Annotated in this window: 15 protein-coding genes; 12 read left to right on the top strand and 3 right to left on the bottom strand. The window is 60.9% G+C overall.

Features of this window, described 5'->3' with window-relative positions:
* Positions 1-37 precede the first annotated feature (37 nt).
* On the bottom strand, positions 38-664 hold the full coding sequence (locus B3797_RS03910) for a serine protease (RefSeq protein WP_120454488.1): 627 nt from the start codon (positions 662-664) through the stop codon (positions 38-40).
* 353 nt (positions 665-1,017) lie between these two features.
* On the opposite strand from B3797_RS03910, the gene B3797_RS03905 reads away from it, so the two are divergent.
* Positions 1,018-2,181: an MFS transporter gene (locus B3797_RS03905; RefSeq protein WP_120454487.1), complete on the top strand. Its 1,164-nt coding sequence runs from the start codon at positions 1,018-1,020 to the stop codon at positions 2,179-2,181.
* On the opposite strand, the gene B3797_RS03900 is transcribed toward B3797_RS03905, so the two are convergent.
* The gene (locus B3797_RS03900; RefSeq protein ID WP_311783902.1) at positions 2,178-3,098 is read right to left on the bottom strand and encodes a LysR family transcriptional regulator; all 921 of its coding nucleotides are present in this window, start codon (positions 3,096-3,098) and stop codon (positions 2,178-2,180) included. The genes B3797_RS03905 and B3797_RS03900 overlap by 4 nt on opposite strands.
* Before the next feature lie 97 nt (positions 3,099-3,195).
* Here B3797_RS03900 and lysA point away from each other — a divergent pair, with 97 nt between their 5' ends.
* On the top strand, positions 3,196-4,452 hold the full coding sequence (gene lysA / locus B3797_RS03895; protein WP_311790442.1) for a diaminopimelate decarboxylase: 1,257 nt from the start codon (positions 3,196-3,198) through the stop codon (positions 4,450-4,452).
* Between the two features lie 12 nt (positions 4,453-4,464).
* Complete coding sequence (locus tag B3797_RS03890; protein ID WP_311783904.1) at positions 4,465-4,917, top strand: GNAT family N-acetyltransferase; 453 nt, start codon at positions 4,465-4,467, stop codon at positions 4,915-4,917.
* Here the strand turns inward: B3797_RS03890 and galR are convergent.
* Entirely contained in the window at positions 4,914-5,915 is a 1,002-nt protein-coding gene (gene galR, locus B3797_RS03885) for an HTH-type transcriptional regulator GalR (RefSeq protein WP_120454479.1), read from the bottom strand. The genes B3797_RS03890 and galR overlap by 4 nt on opposite strands.
* A 178-nt stretch (positions 5,916-6,093) precedes the next feature.
* Here galR and B3797_RS03880 point away from each other — a divergent pair, with 178 nt between their 5' ends.
* The 9 genes from B3797_RS03880 to B3797_RS03840 all read left to right on the top strand — a co-directional run bounded on the left by B3797_RS03880 (position 6,094) and on the right by B3797_RS03840 (position 24,481).
* On the top strand, positions 6,094-8,367 hold the full coding sequence (locus tag B3797_RS03880) for a molybdopterin guanine dinucleotide-containing S/N-oxide reductase (protein ID WP_311790441.1): 2,274 nt from the start codon (positions 6,094-6,096) through the stop codon (positions 8,365-8,367).
* Between the two features lie 273 nt (positions 8,368-8,640).
* Positions 8,641-10,368: a penicillin-binding transpeptidase domain-containing protein gene (locus B3797_RS03875; protein ID WP_311790440.1), complete on the top strand. Its 1,728-nt coding sequence runs from the start codon at positions 8,641-8,643 to the stop codon at positions 10,366-10,368.
* A 411-nt stretch (positions 10,369-10,779) separates the two neighbouring features.
* A complete protein-coding gene (locus B3797_RS03870; RefSeq protein ID WP_311783907.1) occupies positions 10,780-10,968 on the top strand; it encodes a toxin-antitoxin system HicB family antitoxin in 189 nt (62 codons plus the stop codon).
* Positions 10,969-11,141: 173 nt separating this feature from the next.
* Positions 11,142-12,278 carry an efflux RND transporter periplasmic adaptor subunit gene (locus B3797_RS03865; protein WP_311790439.1) on the top strand — a complete coding sequence of 379 codons (1,137 nt, stop codon included), beginning with the start codon at positions 11,142-11,144 and terminating at the stop codon, positions 12,276-12,278.
* A gap of 10 nt (positions 12,279-12,288) precedes the next feature.
* The gene (locus B3797_RS03860; RefSeq protein ID WP_311783909.1) at positions 12,289-15,426 is read left to right on the top strand and encodes an efflux RND transporter permease subunit; all 3,138 of its coding nucleotides are present in this window, start codon (positions 12,289-12,291) and stop codon (positions 15,424-15,426) included.
* Positions 15,416-16,813, top strand: coding sequence for an efflux transporter outer membrane subunit (locus tag B3797_RS03855; protein ID WP_311783910.1), 1,398 nt, complete (start codon positions 15,416-15,418; stop codon positions 16,811-16,813). Before B3797_RS03860 ends, B3797_RS03855 begins: the two co-directional genes overlap by 11 nt.
* 143 nt (positions 16,814-16,956) lie before the next feature.
* The gene (locus B3797_RS03850) at positions 16,957-18,186 is read left to right on the top strand and encodes an efflux RND transporter periplasmic adaptor subunit (RefSeq protein WP_311790438.1); all 1,230 of its coding nucleotides are present in this window, start codon (positions 16,957-16,959) and stop codon (positions 18,184-18,186) included.
* Positions 18,183-21,383, top strand: a complete 3,201-nt coding sequence (locus tag B3797_RS03845; RefSeq protein ID WP_311790437.1) for an efflux RND transporter permease subunit — start codon at positions 18,183-18,185, stop codon at positions 21,381-21,383. Before B3797_RS03850 ends, B3797_RS03845 begins: the two co-directional genes overlap by 4 nt.
* Positions 21,380-24,481 (top strand): efflux RND transporter permease subunit, encoded by a 3,102-nt coding sequence (locus B3797_RS03840; protein WP_311790436.1) that lies wholly within the window; start codon positions 21,380-21,382, stop codon positions 24,479-24,481. The genes B3797_RS03845 and B3797_RS03840 overlap by 4 nt, the downstream gene beginning before the upstream one ends.
* The last annotated feature ends 1 nt before the right edge of the window (position 24,482 follow it).

Here is a 24,482-nt window from a genome sequence, read left to right as displayed (position 1 = left end):
TAAGGCCAGCGATGCTGGCCTTCTTTTTTTCTGGCCGTCAGGATTTCACTACGCCGTTCAGCCAGGCCTCGAAGCGCGCATAGGGCACATAGAGCGCAACGTCGCGATAGAGGGTTTTCCCGCTCTGGTTATCATCAATGCGGCTGCTGTAGCCGACAATCACGCCCGCCAGGGTATCATCCGAGGCGTTATAGACCGCGCCACCCGACATGCCTTTCACCACGCCGGCATTGGCCGCGACCACCACGCACTGCGCCTTGTTCCAGCTATTCGCTAATGACGTATTAATCAGGTTCTCGCCGCTGGAGCTGACCGGCATTGCGCTGATAAAGCTGTAGCCGTAGAGATTCACTTTGTCGCCGATATGGCTGTTGCGAAAGCGCGGCGGCAGATTAGCTTCGCTATTTTTATGGTAAACCACGGCGAGATCGCACTCAGGATGCCAGGCCTTAACGCGATAGAGCGAGAATTTAGCAACGTGCGCGGCGGTCAGGCTGTACTCCGCCGTCAGCGGAATAGTGGTGCCCAGGGTTCCCAGTCCGAGCGCGGTAGGAATGCCGGTATAGGTCATATCAACGCGCTTTTGCGCTTCGCTGCTGTACTCGTAGTGGCCGACGGAGCAGCCGCTGAGACAGAGCGCCATCAGAGCAATTAGCCGTTGCATTTTCTCTCCCCGCTTAAAAATGGCTTCACATTATCGGACAGTGCATCTGGGGTATCGGCAACGCGCCCTATTCCTTTACCTGATAAATCAACACGCAAAGCACCCCTTTTGATAACGCGGCTCTCCCTCAACATCAAGCGTAGCGCGTAAAAGAGAAGGCTATTGTTAAGATTCTGGCAAGCATCTGACGCGCATTATTGCCTCTGCGGCAAAAGATCCTTGCCGCACGCGGGGTGTATGCCGAAAGACGGCTATGATTTAATACCCACCGTGACGAAGTTCAAATTTTTATAACCGTCCACGCCCGGCGTCCGCTGCGGCGTTCACCTGCTTATTAATTGGGAGAGTGTGTTATGCCTGTTGCTTTACTGGCGCTGGCGCTAAGTGCGTTTGCGATTGGAACCACCGAGTTCGTCATTATGGGCCTGCTGCCCGAGGTGGCGGGCGATCTGCGGGTCTCGATTCCGTCGGCAGGCTGGCTCATCAGCGGCTATGCGCTGGGCGTCGCCATCGGCGCGCCGATTATGGCGCTGTTGACCGCCAGGCTGCCGCGTAAAAAAACACTTATCCTGCTGATGATCATCTTTATTATCGGCAACGTGCTCTGTGCGCTGGCCTACACCTATAACCTGCTGATGATGGCCCGCGTTATTACCGCGCTCTGTCACGGCGCCTTCTTCGGCATCGGCGCGGTCGTGGCGGCAAGCCTGGTGGCGCCGGGCCGTCAGGCGTCGGCCGTGGCGCTGATGTTTACCGGCCTGACGCTGGCGAACGTGCTCGGCGTGCCGCTCGGCACCTGGTTTGGTCAGCTGTTCGGCTGGCGCGCCACCTTCTGGGGCGTCGCCATTATCGGCGTGCTGGCCTTTATCGCGCTGATCGTCAGCCTGCCGGTCAATAAAGAAGAGAAGCCGGTGCATCTGGCGAGCGAAATCAGCGCGCTGGCTAACGGCAAGCTGTGGCTTTCGCTGCTGATGACGGTGTTCTTCGCCGCGGCGATGTTCGCGCTGTTCAGCTATATCGCGCCGCTGCTGCTGCAGGTTACCGGCATCAGCGCGCGCGGCGTCAGCTGGACGCTGTTCCTGATTGGCGCAGGCCTGACCGTCGGCAATATCCTCGGCGGCAAGCTGGCGGACTGGAAGGTCTCCTTCAGCCTGATTTTAAGCTTCTCGCTGATCGCCATCTTCTCGCTGCTGTTTAGCTGGACCAGCCATGCGCTGTGGCTGGCGGAGGTCACCCTGTTCCTGTGGGCGATGGCGACTTTCGCCACCGTGCCGGGTTTGCAGATCAACGTGGTGCGCCACGGCAAGGAGGCGCCGAACCTGGTCTCGACGCTGAATATTTCTGCCTTTAACGTCGGCAATGCGCTGGGCGCGTGGGTCGGCGGCGCGGTAATCGGCCGAGGCTACGGCCTGACCGCGGTGCCGGTCGCCGCCGCCGCGCTGGCCGCTGTAGGCCTGCTTATCTGTCTGATCACCTTCCGTAAAGCGGGCGGCAGCGCCGCGACAGTGCGCGCCTAAGCCAGCCGCTCGGCGATACGTCGGGGAAAGTCGGCCACCTGCGTCTGCAGGTGGTCGATAAAGGCGGCGACCAGCGCTGAGGCGGGGCGGTGCAGCGGGCGCACCAGACTGACGGTAAAAGGCACCGCGACGCTGAATTTACGCATCACCACCCCGCTGTCGGCATAATCGAGCGCAGTCAGCGGATTTACCACCGAAATCCCCACTCCCGCGCGCACCATCGCACAAACCGACGCCGCGCTGTGCGTCTCCAGCACCAGCCTGCGCTCCACGCCATTTTCATGAAACAGCGTATCCAGCAGCTGGCGATAGCTGTCGGCGCGCGACAGGCTGACATAGTTTTCTCCGGCGAAGTCCTGCGGCGTCAGCACCGCGCGCGCGCAGAGCGGATGCTGCTGCGGCAGAACGCACACCTCGTCGCAGGTCAGCAGCGCCAGGCGTTCCGTACCGGCGGGGGCGTGCTGGGTTTCGGTCAGGCCGAGATCGTAGCGCTGCGCCGACAGCCACTCCTCCAGCAGCGGCGACTCCTGCGGGATAATGTTCAGGCTGACGTCGGGATAGCGCTGCATAAAGGGTTGCACCAGCGGCGGCAGCAGCGACTGCGAAAAGACCGGCAGGCAGGCGATCGACAGCTCCCCCTGACGAAACTGACGCAGCCCGTCCGCCGCCTCCATAATGCGATCCAGCCCGTACCACGAGCGCTGCACCTCTTCGAACAGGCGCAACCCCTGCACCGTGGGCTGCAGCCGACCGCGCACGCGCGAGAAGAGCCGTAGCCCAAGCTGCGTTTCCAGTCGCGCCAGCTCACGGCTGACGGTGGGCTGCGAGGTGTTGAGCAGCGTAGCGGCCTGCGTCAGATTGCCGCTGGTCATCACCGCGTGAAAGATCTCGATGTGTCGCCAGTTGATTTTCGCCATGGGCTACCATATCCATTTTGCATAGAAGCTATTAAAACAGATATTTTTCAGCATGGCACTGTTCTGGCTTAATAGGCGTAACCACAGGAGAATCCTTATGCCACGCGCCTTAACCGACCACACTACTGCGCTCAACGCCCAACAGCTGTTGCCGCTGGCGCAGCAGTACAACGGCCCGTTCTGGGCCTATGATGCCCAGATTATTCAGCAGCGTATCGAACAGCTGCGCGCCTTCGACGTAGTGCGCTTCGCGCAGAAAGCCTGCTCCAACATTCATATCCTGCGCCTGATGCGCGCGGCGGGCGTTAAGGTCGATTCGGTATCGCTCGGCGAAATCGAACGCGCGCTGGCGGCGGGTTTTCAGCCTGGCGGCGAAGAGATCGTATTTACCGCCGACGTTTTCGATCGGCCGACGCTGGCGCGCATCGCGGAGCTGAAGGTGCCGGTTAACGCCGGTTCGGTGGATATGCTGCATCAGCTGGGCGACGTTTCCCCTGGCCACGCGGTGTGGCTGCGCATTAATCCCGGCTTCGGCCACGGCCACAGCCAGAAAACCAATACCGGCGGCGAGAACAGCAAACACGGCATCTGGCACAGCGAGCTGCCGCAGGCGCTGAAGGCGATTGAACAGCATGGCCTGCGGCTGGTCGGTCTGCATATGCATATCGGCTCCGGCGTCGATTACGGCCATCTCCAGCAGGTATGCGACGCGATGGTGGAGCAGGTGATCGCGCTCGGCCACGATCTTGAGGCGATTTCAGCGGGCGGCGGCCTCTCCATTCCTTACCGCTTCGGCGAAGAGGCGATCGACACCGCGCACTATTTCGGGCTGTGGGATGCGGCGCGCCAGCGTATCGCCGCCCATCTCGGCCATCCGGTCAAGCTGGAGATCGAGCCGGGCCGTTTTCTGGTTGCTGAATCAGGCGTGCTGGTATCGCAGGTGCGCGCGGTGAAAGCGATGGGCAGCCGCCACTTCGTGCTGGTGGATGCGGGCTTCAGCGATCTGATGCGCCCCTCTATGTACGGCAGCTATCACCATATTTCGCTGCTGGCGGGCGACGGACGCGCTGTCGATGAGCAGACGCTGGTTGACAGCGTGGTCGCCGGGCCGCTGTGCGAGTCAGGCGACGTCTTTACCCAGCTGGAAGGCGGCAAGGTCGAAACGCGCGCGCTGCCTGCGGCGCGGGTGGGCGATTATCTGGTGTTTCACGATACCGGCGCCTACGGCGCATCGATGTCCTCTAACTACAACAGCCGTCCGCTGATCCCGGAAGTGCTGTTCGAACAGGGCAGACCGCGTGAAATCCGTCGGGCGCAGACCATTCAGGAACTGCTGGCGCTTGAGCTGAGCTAAGGCGCGCGTCAGGTGAAGATCCTCTCTTTGCGCGACGCGCCGCAGTTTGCCGGACAGGTCTCTGACTGGCTGTGGCGCGCTTTTGACGCGGACAACAGCCGCGACTTTATGGCCAGCGTGGTAGAGAGTTCGCTACAGGAGGCGGAGTTCCCCGTCACCTTCGTCGCCGTTGACGACGCGGGCAGGGCGGTGGGTACGGTGGGCTTCTGGCGCTGCGACCTGATCAGCCGTCAGGATCTCTTTCCCTGGCTCGCTGCGCTCTACGTCGAAGAAAGCGCGCGCGGCAGCGGCCTGAGCGCGGCGCTACAGCAGCATGTGATCGACTACGCGCGGCAGCGCGGCTATGGCCGCCTGTGGCTCTGGTCCACCTTTGGCGACTACTACGAACGTCACGGCTGGACGCCAGCGGGCGAGGCGCTGGACTACCCGCATAAAAGGGTCAGGCTTTACCGGCGCGAGATTTAACCCGGCCCGCTCACTGAATGCCGCCGCACCAGCGTCGGGCTGAACATATTGGTCACCTCCGGCAGCGGCTGCCCGTGGGCCAGCGCCAGCGCCAGCTCTGCCGCCTGCTGCGCCATGGTGACGATGGGATAGCGCACCGTTGTCAGGCGTGGGCGCACGTAGCGCGACACCAGCACGTCATCGAAGCCGATCAGCGACATCTCCTCCGGCACGCGCACGCCGTTGTCGCTCAGTACCGCCAGCGCCCCGGCGGCCATCGAGTCGTTATAGCAGGCCACGGCGGAAAAGCTGCGGCCCCGCCCCAGTAGCTCGGTCATCGCCTGTTCGCCGCCGACTTCATCCGGTTCGCCCAGCGTTACCAGCCGATCGTTGCAGGGCAGGCCGTGTTCTTTCAGCGCGTCGTAATAGCCCTGCAGGCGGTCTTCGGAGTCAGAAATCGGATGGGTGGAGCAGATAAAGGCGATATTCTGATGCCCCTGCTGGATCAGATGGCGCGTCGCCAGCCAGGCGCCGTAGCGGTCGTCGAGCGCGATACAGCGCTGTTCAAACCCTTTCAGCAGTCGGTTTAACAGCACCATGCCCGGCACCTGCTTCATCAGCAGCTCCAGCTCGGCGTCGGGGATTTTCTTGGCATGCACCACCAGCGCGGCGCAGCGATGGCGCATCAGCTGCTCAATTGCCTGACGCTCTTTTTCCTCGTTGTGGTAACCGTTACCAATCAGCAAAAAGTTGCCGGTCTGTCCGGCTATTTCATCAACTGCCTTAACCATTGCGCCGAAAAAAGGGTCGGACACATCGCCCACCACCAGCCCTAAGGTCTCTGTCGACTGCTGCGCCAGGGCGCGCGCGTTGGCGTTAGGATGGTACTGCAGCTCCTCCATCGCCTGGCTGACGGCCTGACGCGAACTCTCGCTGGCTTTAGGCGAATTATTAATCACACGGGAAACCGTCGCGACGGAAACACCCGCCAGTCTGGCAACATCCTTAATCGTAGCCATGCCTCGACCTGCTTTAGGGAAAACGTTTACACATGGCAGCAGTGTTACGGAAAAGGCGGCCTACATCAAGCCGGTAGAATGTCTGCGCCGTCGCAAAAAGGGGCAAAATTCCAGGCTTAACCCGGCGCAGGGTCGCGTGGTATCCTGCGTTTTTCCCTTACCTGCCGTAAAAGAAACCATGAAAAAGCGAGTGCCGCATCTGGCGCACTGGGGCGCATTCTCCGCCGTAACTGAAAACGATCGCCTGATCGGCTGCGAGCCGTTCTTCGCCGACGCCGATCCGTCGCCGATGCTGAACACCATTCCTGAACTGGTCTACTCCGACAAACGTATTCGCCAGCCGATGGTGCGCCGCTCCTGGCTGAAAGCGCGCGAAAAAAGCGACCGCACGCTGCGCGGACGGGAAGACTTCGTCGCCGTTGACTGGGAGACCGCGCTGGATCTGGTGGCGGAGGAAAATCGCCGCATCCGCGAACGCTACGGCGCCTCAGGCATTTTCAACGGCTCTTACGGCTGGTCGTCGGCGGGCCGCGTCAACCATGCGCGCTCCCTGATCCGTCGCTTCTATTTTCAGGGCGGTGGCGGCGTCGATCAGCAAGGCAATTACAGCTGGGGAGCGGCGCAGTTTTTCCTGCCCTATGTGATTGGCACCTATATGCCGCTGACCGGGCGCGTTACTGACTGGCCGCAGGTGGTAGAGCACGCGGAAATCTTCGTCGCCTTCGGCGGGCTGGCGCTGAAAAACGCCCAGGTGGCGTCGGGCGGCGCGGGCCAGCACAGCCTGAAACCGGCGCTGGAACAGCTGGCGGCCAAAGGCACGCCGGTTATTAATATCAGCCCGATGCGCGACGACTGTCCGGCGTTCGTCAACGCCGACTGGATCCCGATTCGCCCCAATACCGACGTGGCGCTGATGCTGGCGCTGGGTTATGAGATCGCCCAGCGCAACGCGGTGGATGAGGCGTTTCTCGCCAGCCACTGCACCGGCTGGCCGCAGCTGCGCGCCTATCTGCTGGGCGAAAGCGACGGCATCGCCAAAACCGCCGGCTGGGCGAGCCGCATCACCGGCATTCCGCCGGAGCGCATTGTGCGACTGGCCGAACAGCTGATCGGCAAGCGCAGCTTTATTACCTGTTCTTACTCGGTTCAGCGCGCCCATCGCGGCGAGCAGCCTTACTGGATGATGATTGCGCTGTCGTCCATGCTCGGCCAGCCTGGCCTGCCGGGCGCCGGTTTCTCCTTCGGCCACGGTTCGATGAACAGCGTCGGCAACCCGCGTCAGGACGGCCCCGCGCCGCTGATGGCCACCGGCCCCAATCCTTCGGGCCTGTCGATTCCGGTGGCGCGCATCAGCGATATGCTGCTCAATCCCGGTCAGCCCTATACCTTTCAGGGGGAAACGCTGACCTATCCCGACATTCATCTGGTGCACTGGGCGGGCGGCAATCCCTTCCATCATCATCAGCAGCTTAACCGGCTGGTCGAGGGCTGGCAGAAGCCCGATACCGTGGTAGTGCAGGATATCGTCTGGACGCCAGCGGCGCAGATGGCGGATATCGTGCTGCCCGCGACTACCACGCTGGAGCGCAACGATATTGGCGGCTCGTCGCGCGACCGCTTTGTGCTGGCGATGCACCAGGCGATCAGGCCGCAGCATCAGGCGCGTAACGACTTTGATATTTTCGCCGATCTGGCCGAGCGTCTCGGCTACCGCGAGGCGTTTACCGAGGGGCGCGATGAACGCCAGTGGATTGAGTATCTCTACCAGCAGTGCGCGGTGGCGCATGCGCGCAAAGGGATCGATTTCCCGGAGTTTGCGGAGTTCTGGTCGCGCGGTTTTGTCGAGATCCCGGAAGGGGGCAAGCCCTATATCTTTATGGAGGATTTCCGCGCCGATCCTGAGCGTCATCCGATCAAGACCGCCAGCGGCAAGATTGAGCTGTTCAGCCAGACCATCGCCGACTATAAGCTGGCGGATTTCGCTGGTCATCCCGAATGGCGCGAGCCGCAGGAGTGGCTGGGCGCGGCGCTGAGCGAACAGTTCCCGCTGCATATGATCTCTATCCAGCCGTCGGATCGGCTGCACAGTCAGCTTGACGCCACGCCGACGGTGCAGGGCAATAAAACCGCCGGACATGAAACCCTTTATATGCATCCGCAGGACGCGGCGGCGCGCGACATTGCGGACGGCGAGGTGATTGAAGTGCGCAACGCGCGCGGCGCGATGCTGGCGGGCGTGCGCCTGACCGACGGGCTGACGGCGGGCGTGGTCATCGTCGCCACCGGCGCCTGGTTCGATCCCGGTTTTGGCGCAGAGTGGCAGCCGTTCGACCGCGCGGGCAACCCCAATGTGCTGACGCTCGATATCGGCACCTCGTCGCTGACGCAGGGGCCGAACGCCATGAGTTGCCTGGTGGACATCAAAAAACATGCGGTTTGCAAAATTGCTTAACAAACACATGGCTGGTTACATTTTGCCGGACACTGTTGCGTTTGAGTGATGGCAGCCCGTCTCGCGGCCTTGCTACAGTCAGGGTCCCAGAGGTATTGATGGGTGAACATCAATAGATTTTCTTGATTACACCGACCTGCGCAGATGCGCAGGTTTTTTTTTGCCTGGCGCGCCGATTACGAACTGATACACAGTTTTCCTGTTAACAACGTAACGCTTTCTTTATAACTGCTCGCGTAGATATTTTTTACTTTTTCTTTGCAGCGGATTGCCATGCCCCGGATAAAAAAACTACTGGGAAAAGACCAGATCAAAGCCCCTTTTAACCCGTTTCGCTTTCGCCTGATCTGCCTTGGCGTGCTGACCTGCATGGTGGTACTGCTGGCGCGCATCGCCGATCTGCAGTTTCTTAACCAGCCGATGCTGGAGCACGAGGCGGACCAGCGCTCCTTGCGCACCGTCACGCTGCCGACCAACCGCGGCACTCTGCTGGATCGCAACGGCGAAGCGCTGGCGCTTTCGGTGCCGTCGCGCGACGTTATCGCCGATCCAATGCGCGTGCTGGAGGCGAACCCCGACTTCCTTAGCGCCAAATGGGCCTATCTGGCCTCGGCGCTGAATATGCGGCCAGAGCAGATCGCCGCGCAGATCACCGCCAACCCGAAACGCCGCTTTCTCTATCTGGGCCGTAAAATCGAGCTTGGCATCGCTAAAGATATTGCCGAACTGCATCTGAAGGGCATCAGCGAAGTCTATGACGACAGCCGCTTCTACCCGATGAGCGAGGCGGCCGCGCCGCTTATTGGCATCGTTGGCGCAGACAACTCTGGCCTGAACGGGCTGGAAAAAGGCTATGACAAATTGCTGCAGGGCGTGCCGGGCAAAGAGGTGTACCGTCAGGACGCCGCCGGCAATATTATCTCAATGCTGAGCTATACGCCGCCGACGCAGCCGCCGACGGTGCAGCTCAGCATCGATAAGTTCGATCAGTACACCCTCTACAGCAAGCTGCGTGATGGCGTGCTGCTGAATAAAGCGGATTCCGGCGCGGCGGTGCTGATAAAGATCGATACCGGCGAAATTCTTGGCATGGCCTCTTACCCGTCGTTCAACCCGAACAACTACGACGGCGCCACCCCGGCGCAGATGCGCAACGCGGCGATCAACGACAGCTATGAACCCGGCTCAACGGTGAAGCCGCTGGTTGTGATGGAAGGTCTGGAGCGTCATCTGGTGCGCCCCGATTCGGTAATCGACACCACGCCGTATCGGGTAAACGGCCACCTGATCCGCGACGTCGGCCACTGGCCGCGCCTGACCATGACCGGCATTTTGCAGAAATCGAGCGATATCGGCGTGTCCCATATCGCGCTGGCGATGCCCGCCGAGGCGCTGGTCAATACCTATCAGGCGTTTGGCCTGGGCAAACCGACCGGCCTGGGGCTGACCGGCGAGAGCGTCGGCTACTTTCCGGCGCACCGTCAGCGCTGGGCGGATATCGAGCGCGCGACCTTCTCCTTCGGCTATGGCCTGCGCGTAACGCCGCTGCAGATCGCGCGGGAATACGCCACGCTGGGTTCTTTCGGCGTTTACCGTCCGCTGTCGATTACCCGCGTGACGCCGCCGGTGCTTGGCAGGCAGGTAGCGAATCCGGAAACGGTAAAAGAGGTAGTGCATATGCTGGAGAGCGACGTGCTGCCAGGCGGTACGGGGATCAAAGCGGCGGTGCCTGGCTACCGGCTGGCGACGAAAACCGGTACGGCGGAGAAGATGGGCGACAGCGGCAAATATGATGGCGGCTATATCAACTATACCGCCGGCATTGCGCCCGCCAGTCATCCGGAAGTGGCGCTGGTGGTAATGATTAACCATCCCACCGCCGGGGATCACTTCGGCGGCTCGGTCGCCGCGCCTATTTTCGGCAATATCATGGGCCCAGTGCTGAAGCATATGAATATCGCGCCGGATGCGATTTACAGTAAGCCTTCAGATAAATCTTAATAAAATCAGGGTGTAACCGGAAGTGGAACTTATTCATACCTGGTTTCATTTCCCCGAATATCGTTGCGTTTTCGCGCTGTTTTGTCCCGCCGCAGAGTGCGAGGATAGCAGTCCCAGAGGTATTGATAGGTGCGAAGACGCGCTGCCCAGGCAGCGATATCCGCAAGGATAATCCACCCTGTTTATTGCACCAACCCACGCGGATGCGTGGGTTTTTTTTGTCTTTTGTTAACCCGCCGCAATCTGCACACATCTCTTAACCCGCCCTTAACGCTTTGACGCGAACAAAAAAAAAGCCGGTGCGATAGGGTAACTGCAACGAACCGTTATCCTGCATTCCATAACGGGGCGTTAGCCTTTTGCGGCGTGGGTAGCGCCGCAAAAGGCGCTCTGTCGCTCAGGGAAAAACCTATGCCGAAAACCAAAGATCGAACGCCGCGCGGCGAAGGAAGATCCGCTGCGTTTCAACTACGTATCCCTTATCAGCTGCATCAGCAGCTGCGTGAACTGACCGATGCTGAAAATGTGACGCTCGGCTGCTGGCTTAAAGAACTGGCGCGCCGCGAGCTGCGCCGTCGCGGCATTGAACCTCGGGGTTAAGCCGCTTCTGTCTTGAACGAAACGTGCGGGATCGCGGCACAAAAGCGCGGAATTTTCGTCCAGAAAATATATTTTACGCAACCTTAACAGATTCCTGCATCAGCGCTTCTCTACAATAGGCTTCCCTACGAGAGTAATCACTCTCGTTACTTTTTCCTGTAATGAGAAGAACTATGCGTCTGAAATTCCTTTCTGCCAGCGTGGTGTTTTTACTGGTGGCCTGCGATCAGGGAGGAGGCCAGCCTGCTGCCTCCAGCATCCCGCAAGTAGGCGTAACAACGGTTAAAAGCCAGCCCGTCACCTTAATGAAACAGCTGCCCGGCCGCACCAATGCGGTCAAAACCGCCGAGGTGCGCCCTCAGGTAAGCGGCGTGATACAGAAGCTGCTGTTTACCGAAGGCGGCGAAGTAAAAGCCGGGCAGCCGCTCTACCAGATCGATCCGGCAACCTATAAAGCAGCCTATGACAAAGCGCTGGCGACCTGGCAGAACGACGCAATGGTAACGAAGCGCTATCAGCCGCTGGCAGCGGCACACGCCATCAGCCAGCAGACCTATGACGATGCGGTCGCCGCTGAGCGTTCCGCCAAAGCGGATCTCGAGACCGCCAGAGTCAATCTGGACTACACGCTGGTGAAAGCGCCGATCTCCGGTCATATCAGCCGCTCGCTGGTCACCGCCGGCGCGCTGGTTACCAACGGGCAGACCGACTATCTCGCCACTATTCAGCAGCTTGATCCGATCTACGTGGACGTCAGCGAATCGGTCGCCGATCTGCTGAGCCTGCGTCGCGCCATGGCGCAGGGCAGGCTGGAGAAGGTAGATGACAACACCGCCACCGTGAAGCTGCAGCTGGAAGATGGCAGCACCTATCCACTGGAAGGCAAGCTCGCTTTCTCCGAGGTGAACGTCAGCGAGACGACCGGCACTGTCGTGCTGCGTGCCGTTTTCCCGAACCCGCATAACGAGCTGCTGCCGGGCATGTATGTCCACGCCGTCTTCCCGCAGGGGGTGCAGCAGCAGGGCATCCTGGTGCCGCAGGAGGCGATCATGCATGACACCAAAGGGCAGCCCTATGTCTACGTCGTTAAACCGGACAGCAGCGTTGAACAGCGCAACATTACGACCGGCGAGATGGTGAAAGGCAGCTGGCTGGTTAACAGCGGCCTGAAGAGCGGCGAGCAGGTCATCATTAACAACCTTCTGAGCGTGCGCAGCGGCATCAAGGTCAAAGCCCAGGCCGCGACCAGCCAGGATACGCCGGCTGCCGGCGGCGTCAGTCTGTCGATGACCGATCCGTCAGCGCAGTAAAGGAGAGGTCATGTCTAAATTTTTTATTGAGCGTCCGATCTTCGCCTGGGTTGTGGCCATTATCGTGATGCTGGTCGGCGCTATCGCCACGCTGAGCCTGCCGGTTAATCAGTATCCCAATATCTCGCCGCCGGCGGTATCGATCTCTGTTACCTATCCGGGCGCCAGTGCGGAAACCACGCAAAACACCGTGGTGCAGGTTATTGAACAGCAGCTTAACGGGCTGGATGGCCTGCGCTATATCGAGTCGAGCAGCGCCAGCGACGGCAGCGCGCAGATTATCGCCACCTTTAATCAGGGCGTTGACCCCGATATCGCCCAGGTCCAGGTGCAGAACCGCGTCTCGCTCTCTGAGTCGCAGCTTCCCACTGACGTCACCCAGCAGGGCATCCGTATCCGTAAGTACCAGTTAAACTTCATGATGGTCGTTGGCCTGATCTCGAAAGACGGCAAGCTGAGCAATGGCGATCTGGCGGATGTACTGGTATCGAAGCTGGAGGATCCGATTTCCCGTACCAAAGGGGTTGGCGACTTTATGGTGATGGGGGCGGAATATGCGATGCGCATCTGGCTCGATCCAGAGAAGCTCTACAAATATAACCTGATGCCGAGCGACGTCACCACCGCCATCAATAATCAGAACGTGCAGGTCTCTTCCGGCTCGCTCGGCGGGCTGCCGACCGTTCCGGGCGCGAAAACCAGCGCCACCATTCTGGGCAAGTCGCGCTTTACGACGGTCAGCCAGTTTGAAAACGTGCTGCTCAAGGTCAACAGCGACGGTTCGCAAATCCGCCTGAAAGATGTCGCCAGCGTGGCGCTGGGGCCGCAGAGCTATACCATCGACTCCATCATGAACGGCAAGCCTTCCGCCGGGATCGCGCTGCGTCTGGCTACCGGCGCCAACGAGCTGGAGACCGCCAAAGCGGTGCGCGCCACTATTGCCTCGCTGAAAGATTCGCTGCCAGACAACGTGGAGGTGGTCTATCCCTATGACACCTCGCCGGTGGTCAGCGCCTCGATCGAAGAGGTGGTGAAAACGCTGATCGAAGCGATCGTGCTGGTGTTCTTCGTGATGCTGATCTTCCTGCAGAACCTGCGCGCAACGCTGATCACTACCATGGTGGTGCCGGTGGTGCTGCTAGGCACCTTCGGCATTCTCGCCGCCTGCGGCTACAGCATTAACACCCTGACGATGTTCGGCATGGTGCTGGCGATAGGGCTGCTGGTGGATGACGCCATCGTGGTGGTGGAGAACGTTGAACGTGTGATGCATGAAGAGCAGGTCGATCCGAAAACTGCCACCATCAAGTCGATGGAGCAGATTCAGGGTGCGCTGTTCGGCATCGCGCTGGTGCTCTCGGCGGTGCTGCTGCCGATGGCTTTTTTCGCCGGCTCGACCGGCGTAATTTACCGCCAGTTCTCTATCACTATCGTCTCGGCGATGGCGCTTTCGGTGCTGATGGCGCTGATTTTTACCCCGGCGCTCTGCGCCACTATCCTTAAACGCGCCTCGGCGGAGCATAAAACCACCGGACTTGCGGGCTGGTTCAACCGTCACTTCGACAGCGGCACGCTGTACTACACGCGCGGCGTGAGCACAGTGATCTCGCGGCGCGGTCTGTTTATCGTTGTCTATCTGGCGATTGTTGGCGTCACCGGCTTCCTCTTTACCCGCGTGCCGACCACTTTTCTGCCTGAAGAAGATCAGGGTGTGCTGATGTTGCAGGTCACGCTGCCGGTAAACGCCTCAGCGCAGCGCACCCAGCTGGTGCTTAACGATATCAACGACTATCTGCAAAAGAACGAAGCCTCTGTATTTAGCAGTATGTTCGGCGTTAACGGCTTTAGCTTCGCCGGTCGCGGGCAGAACAGCGGGATGGTCTTTGTGCGCACCAAAGACTGGAGCGAACGCAAGCAAAGCAGCCAGAGCGTCCAGGCGCTGGCGGCGCGCATCAGCGCGCATTTCGCCAGCTACCCGAACGCGAAGGTCTTTGCCATGGTGCCGCCTGCGGTGATGGAGCTGGGCAACGCCACCGGCTTCGACTTCTACCTGCAGGATACCGCCGGGCACAGCCACCAGCAGATGATGGACGCCACTCACCAGTTCCTGCAGCTGGCGAACCAGGATCCGCGTCTGACGCAGGTGCGTATGAACAGCCTGGAAGATGAGCCGATGTACCAGCTGGAGATCAACGACGAACGCGCCAGCGCGCTCGGCCTCAGCATGTCTGACGTCAACAACACGCTGTCGGTGGCCTGGGGCTCCAGCTATATCGACCAGTTTATGTATAACGGCCGCGTCAAGCAGGTCTACCTGATGGGCAAGGCGGCGTCGCGCGTCACCCCGGAGGATCTCAATAAGTGGTACTTCCGCAACAGCAGCGGAACCATGGTGCCGTTCTCCGCCTTCGGCAGCGGCAGATGGGTCAGCGGCTCGCCGCACTACGAGCGCTTTAACGGCATGACGGCGGAGGAGATTCAGGGATCGCCCGCGCCGGGCTACAGCAGCGGCGAGGCGATGCAGGCGGTTGAGGAGATCGCGGCGAAACTGCCGAAAGGCTTCCGCGTGCAGTGGTACGGCATCTCCTATGAGGAGCAGACGTCCGGCTCACAGACTACCCAGCTCTACGTTCTCTCGCTCCTGGTGGTCTTCCTCTGCCTGGCGGCGCTCTATGAGAGCTGGTCGATACCCTTCTCGGTGATCCTGTCCGTACCGCTCGGCATTCTCGGCACGATCTGCGCGGTGCTGCTGCGCGGCCTGCAGAACGACGTTTTCTTCCAGGTCGGCCTGCTGACTACCGTCGGGCTGGCAGCGAAAAACGCGATATTGATCGTCGAGTTCGCCAAAGAGCTGCATGAGCGCGACGGCAAGAGTCTGGTCGAGGCGGCGGTAGAGGCGGCGCGGCTGCGTATCCGCCCCATTATCATGACCTCGATGGCCTTTATCCTTGGCGTGCTGCCGCTGACCATTTCGAACGGCGCGGGCGCAGGCAGCCAGCACTCTATCGGTACGGCGGTAGTGGGCGGAATGATCACCGCAACCTTCCTCGCCATCTTCTTTGTTCCCATGTTCTACGTAGTCGTGGCGCAGTTCTTCTCACGTAAGAAAGAGAACGCGGCCGCTGAGGAAGTTAATCATGATCGTTAATGTTCGCTGTAAGTTGCTGCCGCTCGCTCTGCTGCTGGCGGGCTGTAGTCTACAGCCGGAGTACCATCGCCCGGCCATGCCTGTCGAGACGCGCTACGACCAGCAGACGCCCGCTGGCAACGTGGCCGATCTGCCGTGGCAAAATTTCTTTACCGACGCAAAAATGCGTCAGCTGATTGCGCTGTCGCTGCAAAATAACCGCGACCTGCGCGTCGCGGCGCTTAACGTTGAGCAGGCGCGCGCGACGGTGCAGGTCAACCGCGCCGCGCTGCTGCCGTCGATCAGCGCCACCGCCAGCCAGACTTCGGCGCACGAGCCCGCCAATCTCTACAGCACCAAAAGCTCCGGTGCGGTGACCTATCACGAGCTTAACGCCGGGCTGGGCGTCACCTCCTGGGAGCTTGATTTCTTCGGCCGTCTGCGCAGCCTGCGCGACGAGGCGCAGGAGCAGTATCTCTCCACCGAGGCGACCGAGCGCGCCACGCGTATTGCGCTGATTGCCCAGGTGGCGTCAGCCTGGCTGACGCTCTGCTCCGACAACGATCTGCTGCATCTGGCGCAGCAGACCGCCCAGAGCCAGCAGAAATCCTATGAATTAACCCAGCTCAGCTATCGCGGCGGCGTAAGCAGCGATGTTGATGTGGCGCAGGCGGAGAGTACGGTTCGCAGCGCTGAGGCGGACGTGGCGAGCTACACGCGTCAGGTGCGCCAGGATGTTGACGCACTGCGGTTGCTGGCGGGCACCGAGCTGCCCGCCGATCTGCTGAAAAACGCCACGTTGAATAATCGCTGGGACTTCCCGGCGACCCCGGCGGGTCTGCCGTCGGATCTGCTGACCCGTCGTCCCGATATTATCGCCGCCGAGCATACGCTGAAGGCGGCCAACGCCAATATCGGTGCGGCGCGCGCCGCCTTTTTCCCCAGCATCTCGCTCACGGCGTCAGGCGGTTCGGCCAGCAGTTCTCTGGGGCACCTGCTGGAGGGCGGAACCGCTTCCTGGTCCTTTGTGCCCTCGATCAACCTGCCGATCTTCGACGGCGGCGTGAATCAGGCCAATCTTGATATCGCCAAAATTGAGAAGCGTATCGAAATCGCCAACTATGAGAAGGCGATCCAGACCGCATTTAAAGAGGTGAATGACGCGCTGGCCGGTCAGGATACCTGGCAGGATCAGCTAACGGCCCTGGAAAAAGAGGTCGCAGCGAACCAGCGCGATTACGACTATTCTGAATTGCGCTATAAGCAAGGCATTGACAACTATCTGAATGTGCTGGTGGCGCAGCGCTCGCTTTACAGCGCGCAGCAGGCGTTGATAACGGCGCGTCTGGGCCAGCTAAACCAGAAAATCACGCTGTATGAAGCGCTGGGCGGCGGCTGGAAAGCCTGACCTTTCTTAACGGAACCATTACAGTTTCCCGATGGAAAAACGTACGGGCTTTCGCGGATAATACGCGGCGCTATGCTTTAGACTTTAAATAATCCCCTGAAATAAGGGGATTTTTCCTTTTTACTCTTTGTAAGACTTTGATAATGACTAATGCGTCCCGCTCTTCTCGCTCCCGCTGGTTTAAGTGGCTGCTGTTGTTAATGCTGATTGCGATTATTGCCGGCGTCGTCTGGCGGGTGCTGCCGTCTGGCAAAGGGCAGGGCGCAATGCCGCCTGGCGGCCCTCACGGCGGACGCGGCGGCCCGCCGGGAATGGCGATGATGGGCGGCGGCGCGACGCTGGTGCATAGCGGCGTGGCGACCACTGCCGACGTGCCGGTTTACCTTAACGCGCTGGGTACGGTGATCCCTAACGCCAGCGTCACGGTGACCAGCCGCGTCGACGGTCAGCTGGAGAAGGTTTACTTCACCGAAGGGCAAAAAGTAGAGGCGGGGCAGCTGCTGGCGCAGATCGATCCGCGCAGCTTCCAGGCGACGCTTAATCAGTATCAGGCCGAGCTGAGCCAGAACCAGGCGCTGCTGAAAAGCGCCGAGCTGACGCTGGCGCGCTACCGCAAGCTCTACGCGCAGGATTCGCTGGCGCGTCAGGATCTCGACACCCAAATCGCCACGGTCGGCCAGTATCGCGGCGCGGTGGCGGCCGATCAGGCGCAGATCGCCAGCGCGAAGCTGAGCATCGAATATGCGCGCATCACCACGCCGGTCAGCGGCCGCGTCGGGCTGCGGCTGGTCGATCCGGGCAATATGGTGCAAAGCTCCAGCAGCACTGGCCTGGTCACTATCACGCAGATGCAGCCTGCCGCCGTGACCTTCAGCGTGCCGCAGAGCCATATCCCCGATCTGATTAAGGCGCTGCACCAGGGGCAGGCGCTGCCGGCCACCGCCTTTGATCAGGACAACAGCCGCGCGCTGGCGCAGGGCGAAGTGAAATTTATCAGCAACGAGATCGACACCGATACCGGCACCGTGGCGCTGAAGGCCACCTTCGCCAATGAGGATGAGGCGCTCTACGCCAACCAGTTCGTTAACCTGCGCGTGCAGACGCGTATCCTGAAAGGGGCGACGGTGATCCCGTCGCAGGCGCTGCAGCTGAGCAGCGACGGCAGCTTTGTCTTCGTTATCAACAAAGACAACACCGTGACGCGCAAGGCGGTCTCTGCCGGTCCGGCATTCGGCGACGACAAACAGGCGATCCTCAAGGGGGTCGAGCCTGGCGATCGCCTGGTGACCGAAGGCATCGATCGCCTGACTAACGGCAGCAAGGTCACGCTGGCGGATGAGACGCAACCGACCGCACCCGCCGAGGCAAAATGAATCCGTCACGCCTGTTTATCCTGCGCCCGGTGGCGACCATTCTGCTGATGGTCGGCGTGCTGGTCGCCGGTATTTTCGCCTATAAGTTTCTCTCTACCTCGGCGCTGCCTCAGGTGGACTACCCGACGATTCAGGTCACCACGCTCTATCCCGGCGCCAGCCCGGATGTGATGGCGTCGTCGGTCACTTCGCCGCTGGAGCGCCAGCTGGGGCAGATGGCGGGGCTGAGCCAGATGACCTCCACCAGCTCCGGCGGATCGTCCATCATTACCCTGAAGTTCGGCCTCGATCTCTCGCTCGACGTCGCAGAGCAGGAAGTGCAGGCGGCGATTAACGCCGCTGATAATCTGCTGCCGAGCGACCTGCCCAACCCGCCGACCTATAAAAAGGTCAATCCGGCGGACAGCGCGGTGATCACCCTGGCGGCCAGCTCCGATACCCTGCCGCTGACGCAGGTGCAGGATCTGGTTAATACCCGCGTGGCGCTGAAGCTGTCGCAAATCTCCGGCGTCGGCATGGTTACGCTGGCGGGCGGCCATCAGCCAGCGATCCGCGTCCAGATGAACCCAACGGCGCTCGCCGCACACGGGCTAACGCTGGAGGACGTTAATACGTTGATTAGCAACAGCAACGTCAACGGCTCGAAAGGCGGATTCGATGGCAAATATCACTCGGTCACCATCGACGCCAACGACCAGCTACGCACCGCCGACGAGTATGGCAATCTGATCCTCACTTATCAGAACGGCGCGGCGCTGCGCCTGAAGGATATCGCCCATATCGAACAGGGGGCGGAAAACAGCTATCAGTCAGCCTGGGCCAACAGCAGTCCGGCAATTGTTATCAGCGTGCAGCGCCAGCCGGGCGCCAACGTAATTCAGGTAGTGGACAACATCAAAGCGGCGCTGCCGACCCTGCAGGCCGCGCTGCCGGATGGCGTAAAGATGACCATTCTTTCCGACCGTACCCAGACTATTCGCGCCTCGATCAGCGACGTGCAGTTCGAACTGATGCTGTCGATCGCGCTGGTGGTGATGGTGACCTTTCTGTTCCTGCGCAACGTGGCGGCGACGCTGATCCCCAGCGTCGCGGTGCCGCTGTCGCTGGTGGGCACCTTCGGCGTGATGTATCTGGCGGGCTTTAGCCTGAATAACCTCTCGCTGATGGCGCTGACCATCGCCACCGGCTTTGTTATCGACGACGCCATCGTGGTGGTGGAGAATATCTCGCGGCGGCTGGAGGAGGGCGAACCCCCGATGCAGGCGGCGCTGAAGGGGTCGCAGCAGATCGGCTTCACGATTATCTCACTGACCTTCTCGCTGATCGCGGTGCTGATCCCGCTGCTGTTTATGGGCGACGTGGTCGGGCGGCTGTTTCGCGAGTTCGCCATTACCCTGGCGGTCTCCATTCTGGTGTCGATGCTGGTGTCGCTGACGCTCACCCCGATGCTGTGCGCTTATCTGCTGCGCCATATCCCGCCGGAGAAGCAGTCACGCTTCGCACGCAAGGGCGGCGAACTCTTCGACAGGCTGATCCGCGGCTACGACCGGCTGCTGACCATCGTGCTCAACCACCAGAAGCTGACGCTGCTGGTGGCGCTGGCGACCTTCGCGCTTACCGCGCTGCTCTATCTGGCGGTGCCGAAAGGCTTCTTTCCGACGCAGGATACCGGACTGATTCAGGGCATTACGCTGGCGTCACAGGACGTTTCCTTTAGCGAAATGGCGAAGCGTCAGCAGGCGCTGGCGAAAGCGGTGCTGACGAATCCAGCCGTGGAGAGCGTCTCATCCACTATCGGCATCGACGGCAGCAATACCAGCCTTAACAGCGGGCGGCTGCAGATTAACCTGAAGCCGTTCAGCGAGCGCGACGTCAAAGCTGACGTGGTGATTAAGCAGCTTCAGCAGGCGGCGGCGCAGGTGGCGGGCATTCAGCTCTATATGCAGCCCGCGCAGGATCTGACGGTCAACGATCAGGTCACGCCAAGTCAGTATCAGTTCACCCTTGACGACCCCGATAGCGAAAACCTGGTCACCTGGTCGCCGCGGCTGGTGGCGGCGCTGCAAAAACGCCCGGAATTTAACGGCGTGGTCAGTAATTTGCAGGATCAGGGGCGCGTCGCCTGGGTGGAGCTGAACCGCGACAAAGCGGCGCGCTACGGCATTACCGCGTCGGACGTTGATACCGCGCTCTATAACGCCTTCGGCCAGCGTCTGGTGTCGACCATCTTTACGCAGTCAAACCAGTATCGCGTGGTGCTGGAAGTCGCGCCTGCCTGGCAGCAGTCGCCAGCCTCCCTTGAGGAGGTTTATCTCCAGCCGTCGACCAGCACCAGCACCAGCTCAGCGACGACCTCGACCTCTGCTTCGACTTCGACCTCCTCGACGACGACATCCGGCTCGGCCAGCAGCAACGCCAGCAAGGGCATGGTAAAGCTGACCTCTGTCGCCACCATTCACCAGCGCGCCGGTTCGCTGATGCATATGCGGCTCAACCAGTTCCCGGCGGTGATGATCTCTTTTAACCTCAACAGCGGCTATTCGCTGGAGGATGGGCAAAAGGCGATCGCCGAGGTAGAGCGGCAGCTGCAGCTGCCGTCGAGCATAACGCTGCGCTATCAGGGTGAAACCTCCGCTTTCCAGAGCGCGACCGGCAATACGCTGTGGCTGATCCTCGCCGCGCTGCTCACCATGTACGTGGTGCTGGGCATTCTCTATGAGAGCTTTATCCATCCGGTCACTATTCTCTCGACGCTGCCGTCGGCGGCGGTCGGCGCGCTGCTGACGCTGCTGCTGGCGGGCAGCGAATTCAGCCTGATCGCCCTGATCGGCGTGATTTTGCTGATCGGCATCGTGAAAAAGAACGCCATTATGATGATCGACTTTGCGCTGGAGGCGGAGAACAAGCAGCACCTCAGCCCGCGCGAGGCGATCCATCAGGCCTGCCTGCTGCGCTTCCGTCCGATTCTGATGACTACCATGGCGGCGCTGCTTGGCGCGCTGCCGCTGATGCTGGCGTCGGGTTCGGGGGCGGAGCTGCGCCAGCCGCTGGGGCTGGTGATCGTCGGCGGGCTGATCGTCAGCCAGGTGCTGACGCTCTTCTCTACGCCGGTCATCTATCTCTGGTTTGACGCCATCGCGCAGCGCGGTAACGCCTGGGTGAAACGCCGCCAGCAGCAGTCGCGAGGCGAGTCATGAACCTGACGCGGCTGTTTATCTTCCGCCCGGTTGCGACGCTGCTGCTGACGCTGGCGATCCTGCTGCTCGGCGCGCTCGGTTATCGGCTGCTGCCGGTCGCGCCGCTGCCGCAGGTCGATTTCCCCACCATTATGGTGAGCGCCAGCCTCGCCGGTGCCAGCCCGGAAACCATGGCGGCGACGGTCGCGACGCCGCTGGAGCGCGCGCTGGGGCAAATCGCGGGCATTACCGAAATGACCTCCAGCAGCTCGCAGGGTTCCTCCAGCATTATTTTGCAGTTTGAGCTGGACCGCGATATCAACGGCGCGGCGCGCGACGTGCAGGCCGCTATCAACGCCTCGCGCAGCCTGCTGCCGAGCAGCATGGAGTCGCTGCCGACCTACCGCAAAGCCAATCCCTCCGACGCGCCCATCGTGATGCTGGCGCTCACCTCTGAAACGCGCACGCCCGGCGAGCTGTACGATCTGGCCGAAAGCAAGATTGAGCAGGCGATGGGGCAGGTGAAGGGCGTCGGCGAGGTGTCGCTGATGGGCAGCGCACTGCCTGCGGTGCGGATCGATTTACAGCCGCAGAAGCTGACGCACTACGGCATTTCGCTCGATAGCGTGCGCAGCGCCATCGCCAGCAGCACCACTAACCTGCCGAAAGGGATGCTGCAGGGCAGCAGCCAGTCGTGGGTGGTGGACAGCAACGGTCAGCTCGACAAGGCGGCGCAGTATCGCGATCTGATCGTCACCTATCAGGACGGCAAGGCGGTGCGTCTGCACGACGTCGCCACCGTCTATGACTCGGTAGAAGATCAGTATCAGGCCGGTTATCTCAACGCCGCCCCTTCGGTGATGATCGGCATTACGCGCCAGGCGGGCGCCAACATGCTCGAAACCATCGACGCGATTAAGGCGCAGCTGCCGGCGCTGGAGAAGAATCTGCCCGCCGATACGCAGCTAAAAGTGGTCGTTGACCGGTCGCCGGGCGTGCGCGCCTCGCTCTACGATACCGAAGAGACGCTGCTGATCGCGGTGCTGCTGGTGATCGCCGTGGTGTTTATCTTTCTGCGCAACCTGCAGGCGGTGATCATCCCGGCGCTGGCGCTGCCGGTATCGCTGATCGGCACCTGTGCGGTGATGTATCTGCTCGGCTATAGCCTCGACAACCTGTCGCTGATGGCGCTGATCATCTCCACCGGCTTTGTGGTGGATGACGCCATCGTGGTGCTGGAAAATATTACGCGTCACATTGAAGAGGGGCTGGGGCCGGTACGCGCGGCGGTGCGCGGCGCGCGCGAAGTAAGCTTTACGGTGCTGTCGATGACGGTGTCGCTGGTGGCGGTGTTTATTCCCATTCTGCTGATGGGCAGCATCGTGGGCCGCCTGTTTCGCGAGTTCGCCGTTACGCTCACGGTATCGCTGCTGATTTCGATGTTCGTCTCTCTCAGCCTGACGCCAATGCTCTGCTCGCGGCTGCTGAAGCGCAAACCGCGCGTCACCCGGCGGCCGCATCCGGTTTATCAGTTTATTGAAAACCAGCTTAACGCGCTGCTGGCGGCCTATGCGCGCGGGCTTAACTGGGTGATGCGCCACCAGAAGCTGACAATATTCAGCCTGCTGCTTACCGTTCTCTTTAATCTGTTTCTCTACAGCGTGGTGCAGAAGGGCTTCTTTCCCAATCAGGATACCGGCCTGCTGATGGGGGCGCTGCGCGCCGACCAGAATATCTCGTTTCAGGCGATGAAGCCGAAAATGCTGATGTTTACTCGCATTATCCAGTCCGACCCGGCGGTAGAGAGCGTGATGTCCTCGATGGGCAGCGGTATGTTCGGCTCGCGCAACAGCGCCAACTTCTTTGTGCGGCTTAAAGACTTAGACCAGCGCGACGCCACCGCCACCGAAGTGGCCAACCGGCTGAGTATGAAAACCAGCCATATCGCTGGCGCGCAGATGTTTCTGATGGCGGCGCAGGATCTGCATATCGGCGGCCGCAGCGCCAATGCCAGCTATCAGTACAGCCTGCAGGCGGACGACCTCGATCTGCTGCGTACCTGGACGCCGAAAGTGCAGGCGGCGCTGGCGGCGATCCCGCAGCTCAACAGCGTCGATTCCGACTCGCAAACCGGCGGGCAGGAGATCGTAATTAATATCGACCGCGATCGCGCCACCCGCCTCGGCGTGAACGTAAAGATGCTTGATACCATGCTGAATAACGCCTTCAGCCAGCGCCAGGTCGCCACGCTTTACCACACGCTTAACCAGTATCACGTCGTGATGTCGCTCAACAGCAGCTACACGCGCGATCCGGCGATTCTGCAGGAACTTTACGTAATTAACGACAGCGGCGATCGGGTGCCGCTTTCCGCCTTCGCCAGCCTGACTACCGGCAACGCGCCGCTGTCGGTGGCGCATCAGGGACAGTCGGCCACCAGCACTATCGCCTTTAACCTCAACGACGGCGTTTCGCTGGAGCAGGCGCAGGTGCTCATTAAGCAGGCGATGGCGAGGCTCGGTTTGCCTTCAACCATTCAGGCTGGTTTTGCCGGTACCGCCGCCGCCTTTGCCCAGCTGACGGCGACCATGCCCTGGCTGATCCTGGCGGCGCTGGCGGCGGTCTATATCGTGCTGGGCGTGCTCTACGAGAGCTATGTGCATCCGCTGACCATTCTCTCTACGCTGCCGTCGGCGGGCGTCGGCGCGCTGCTGCTGTTGCTGCTCACCAACACCCAGCTGACGGTAATCGCGCTGATCGGCATTATTCTGCTGATCGGCATAGTGAAGAAAAACGCCATTATGATGATCGACTTTGCGCTCGACGCCGAACGCCGCCTTGGCCTCTCGCCGCAGCAGGCGATTGTTCAGGCGTGCCTGATGCGCTTCCGTCCCATCATGATGACAACGCTGGCGGCCTTCTTCGGCGCGCTGCCGCTGGCGCTCGGCAGCGGCGGTGACGCCGATCTGCGCAGTCCGCTCGGTATAGCGATCGCCGGTGGCCTGGCGCTGAGCCAGCTGCTGACTCTGTTTACCACGCCGGTAGTCTATCTCTGGTTCGACCGTCTGAGTCGGGCCACCCAACGTCAGTGGCGCCGTTTGCGCCATGCGGAATCGTGAT

Source organism: Pantoea sp. UBA5923 (assembly GCF_002431095.1).
Classification (GTDB): Bacteria; Pseudomonadota; Gammaproteobacteria; order Enterobacterales; family Enterobacteriaceae; genus Pantoea; species Pantoea piersonii.
This window is presented reverse-complemented; position numbering and strand designations above follow the sequence as displayed.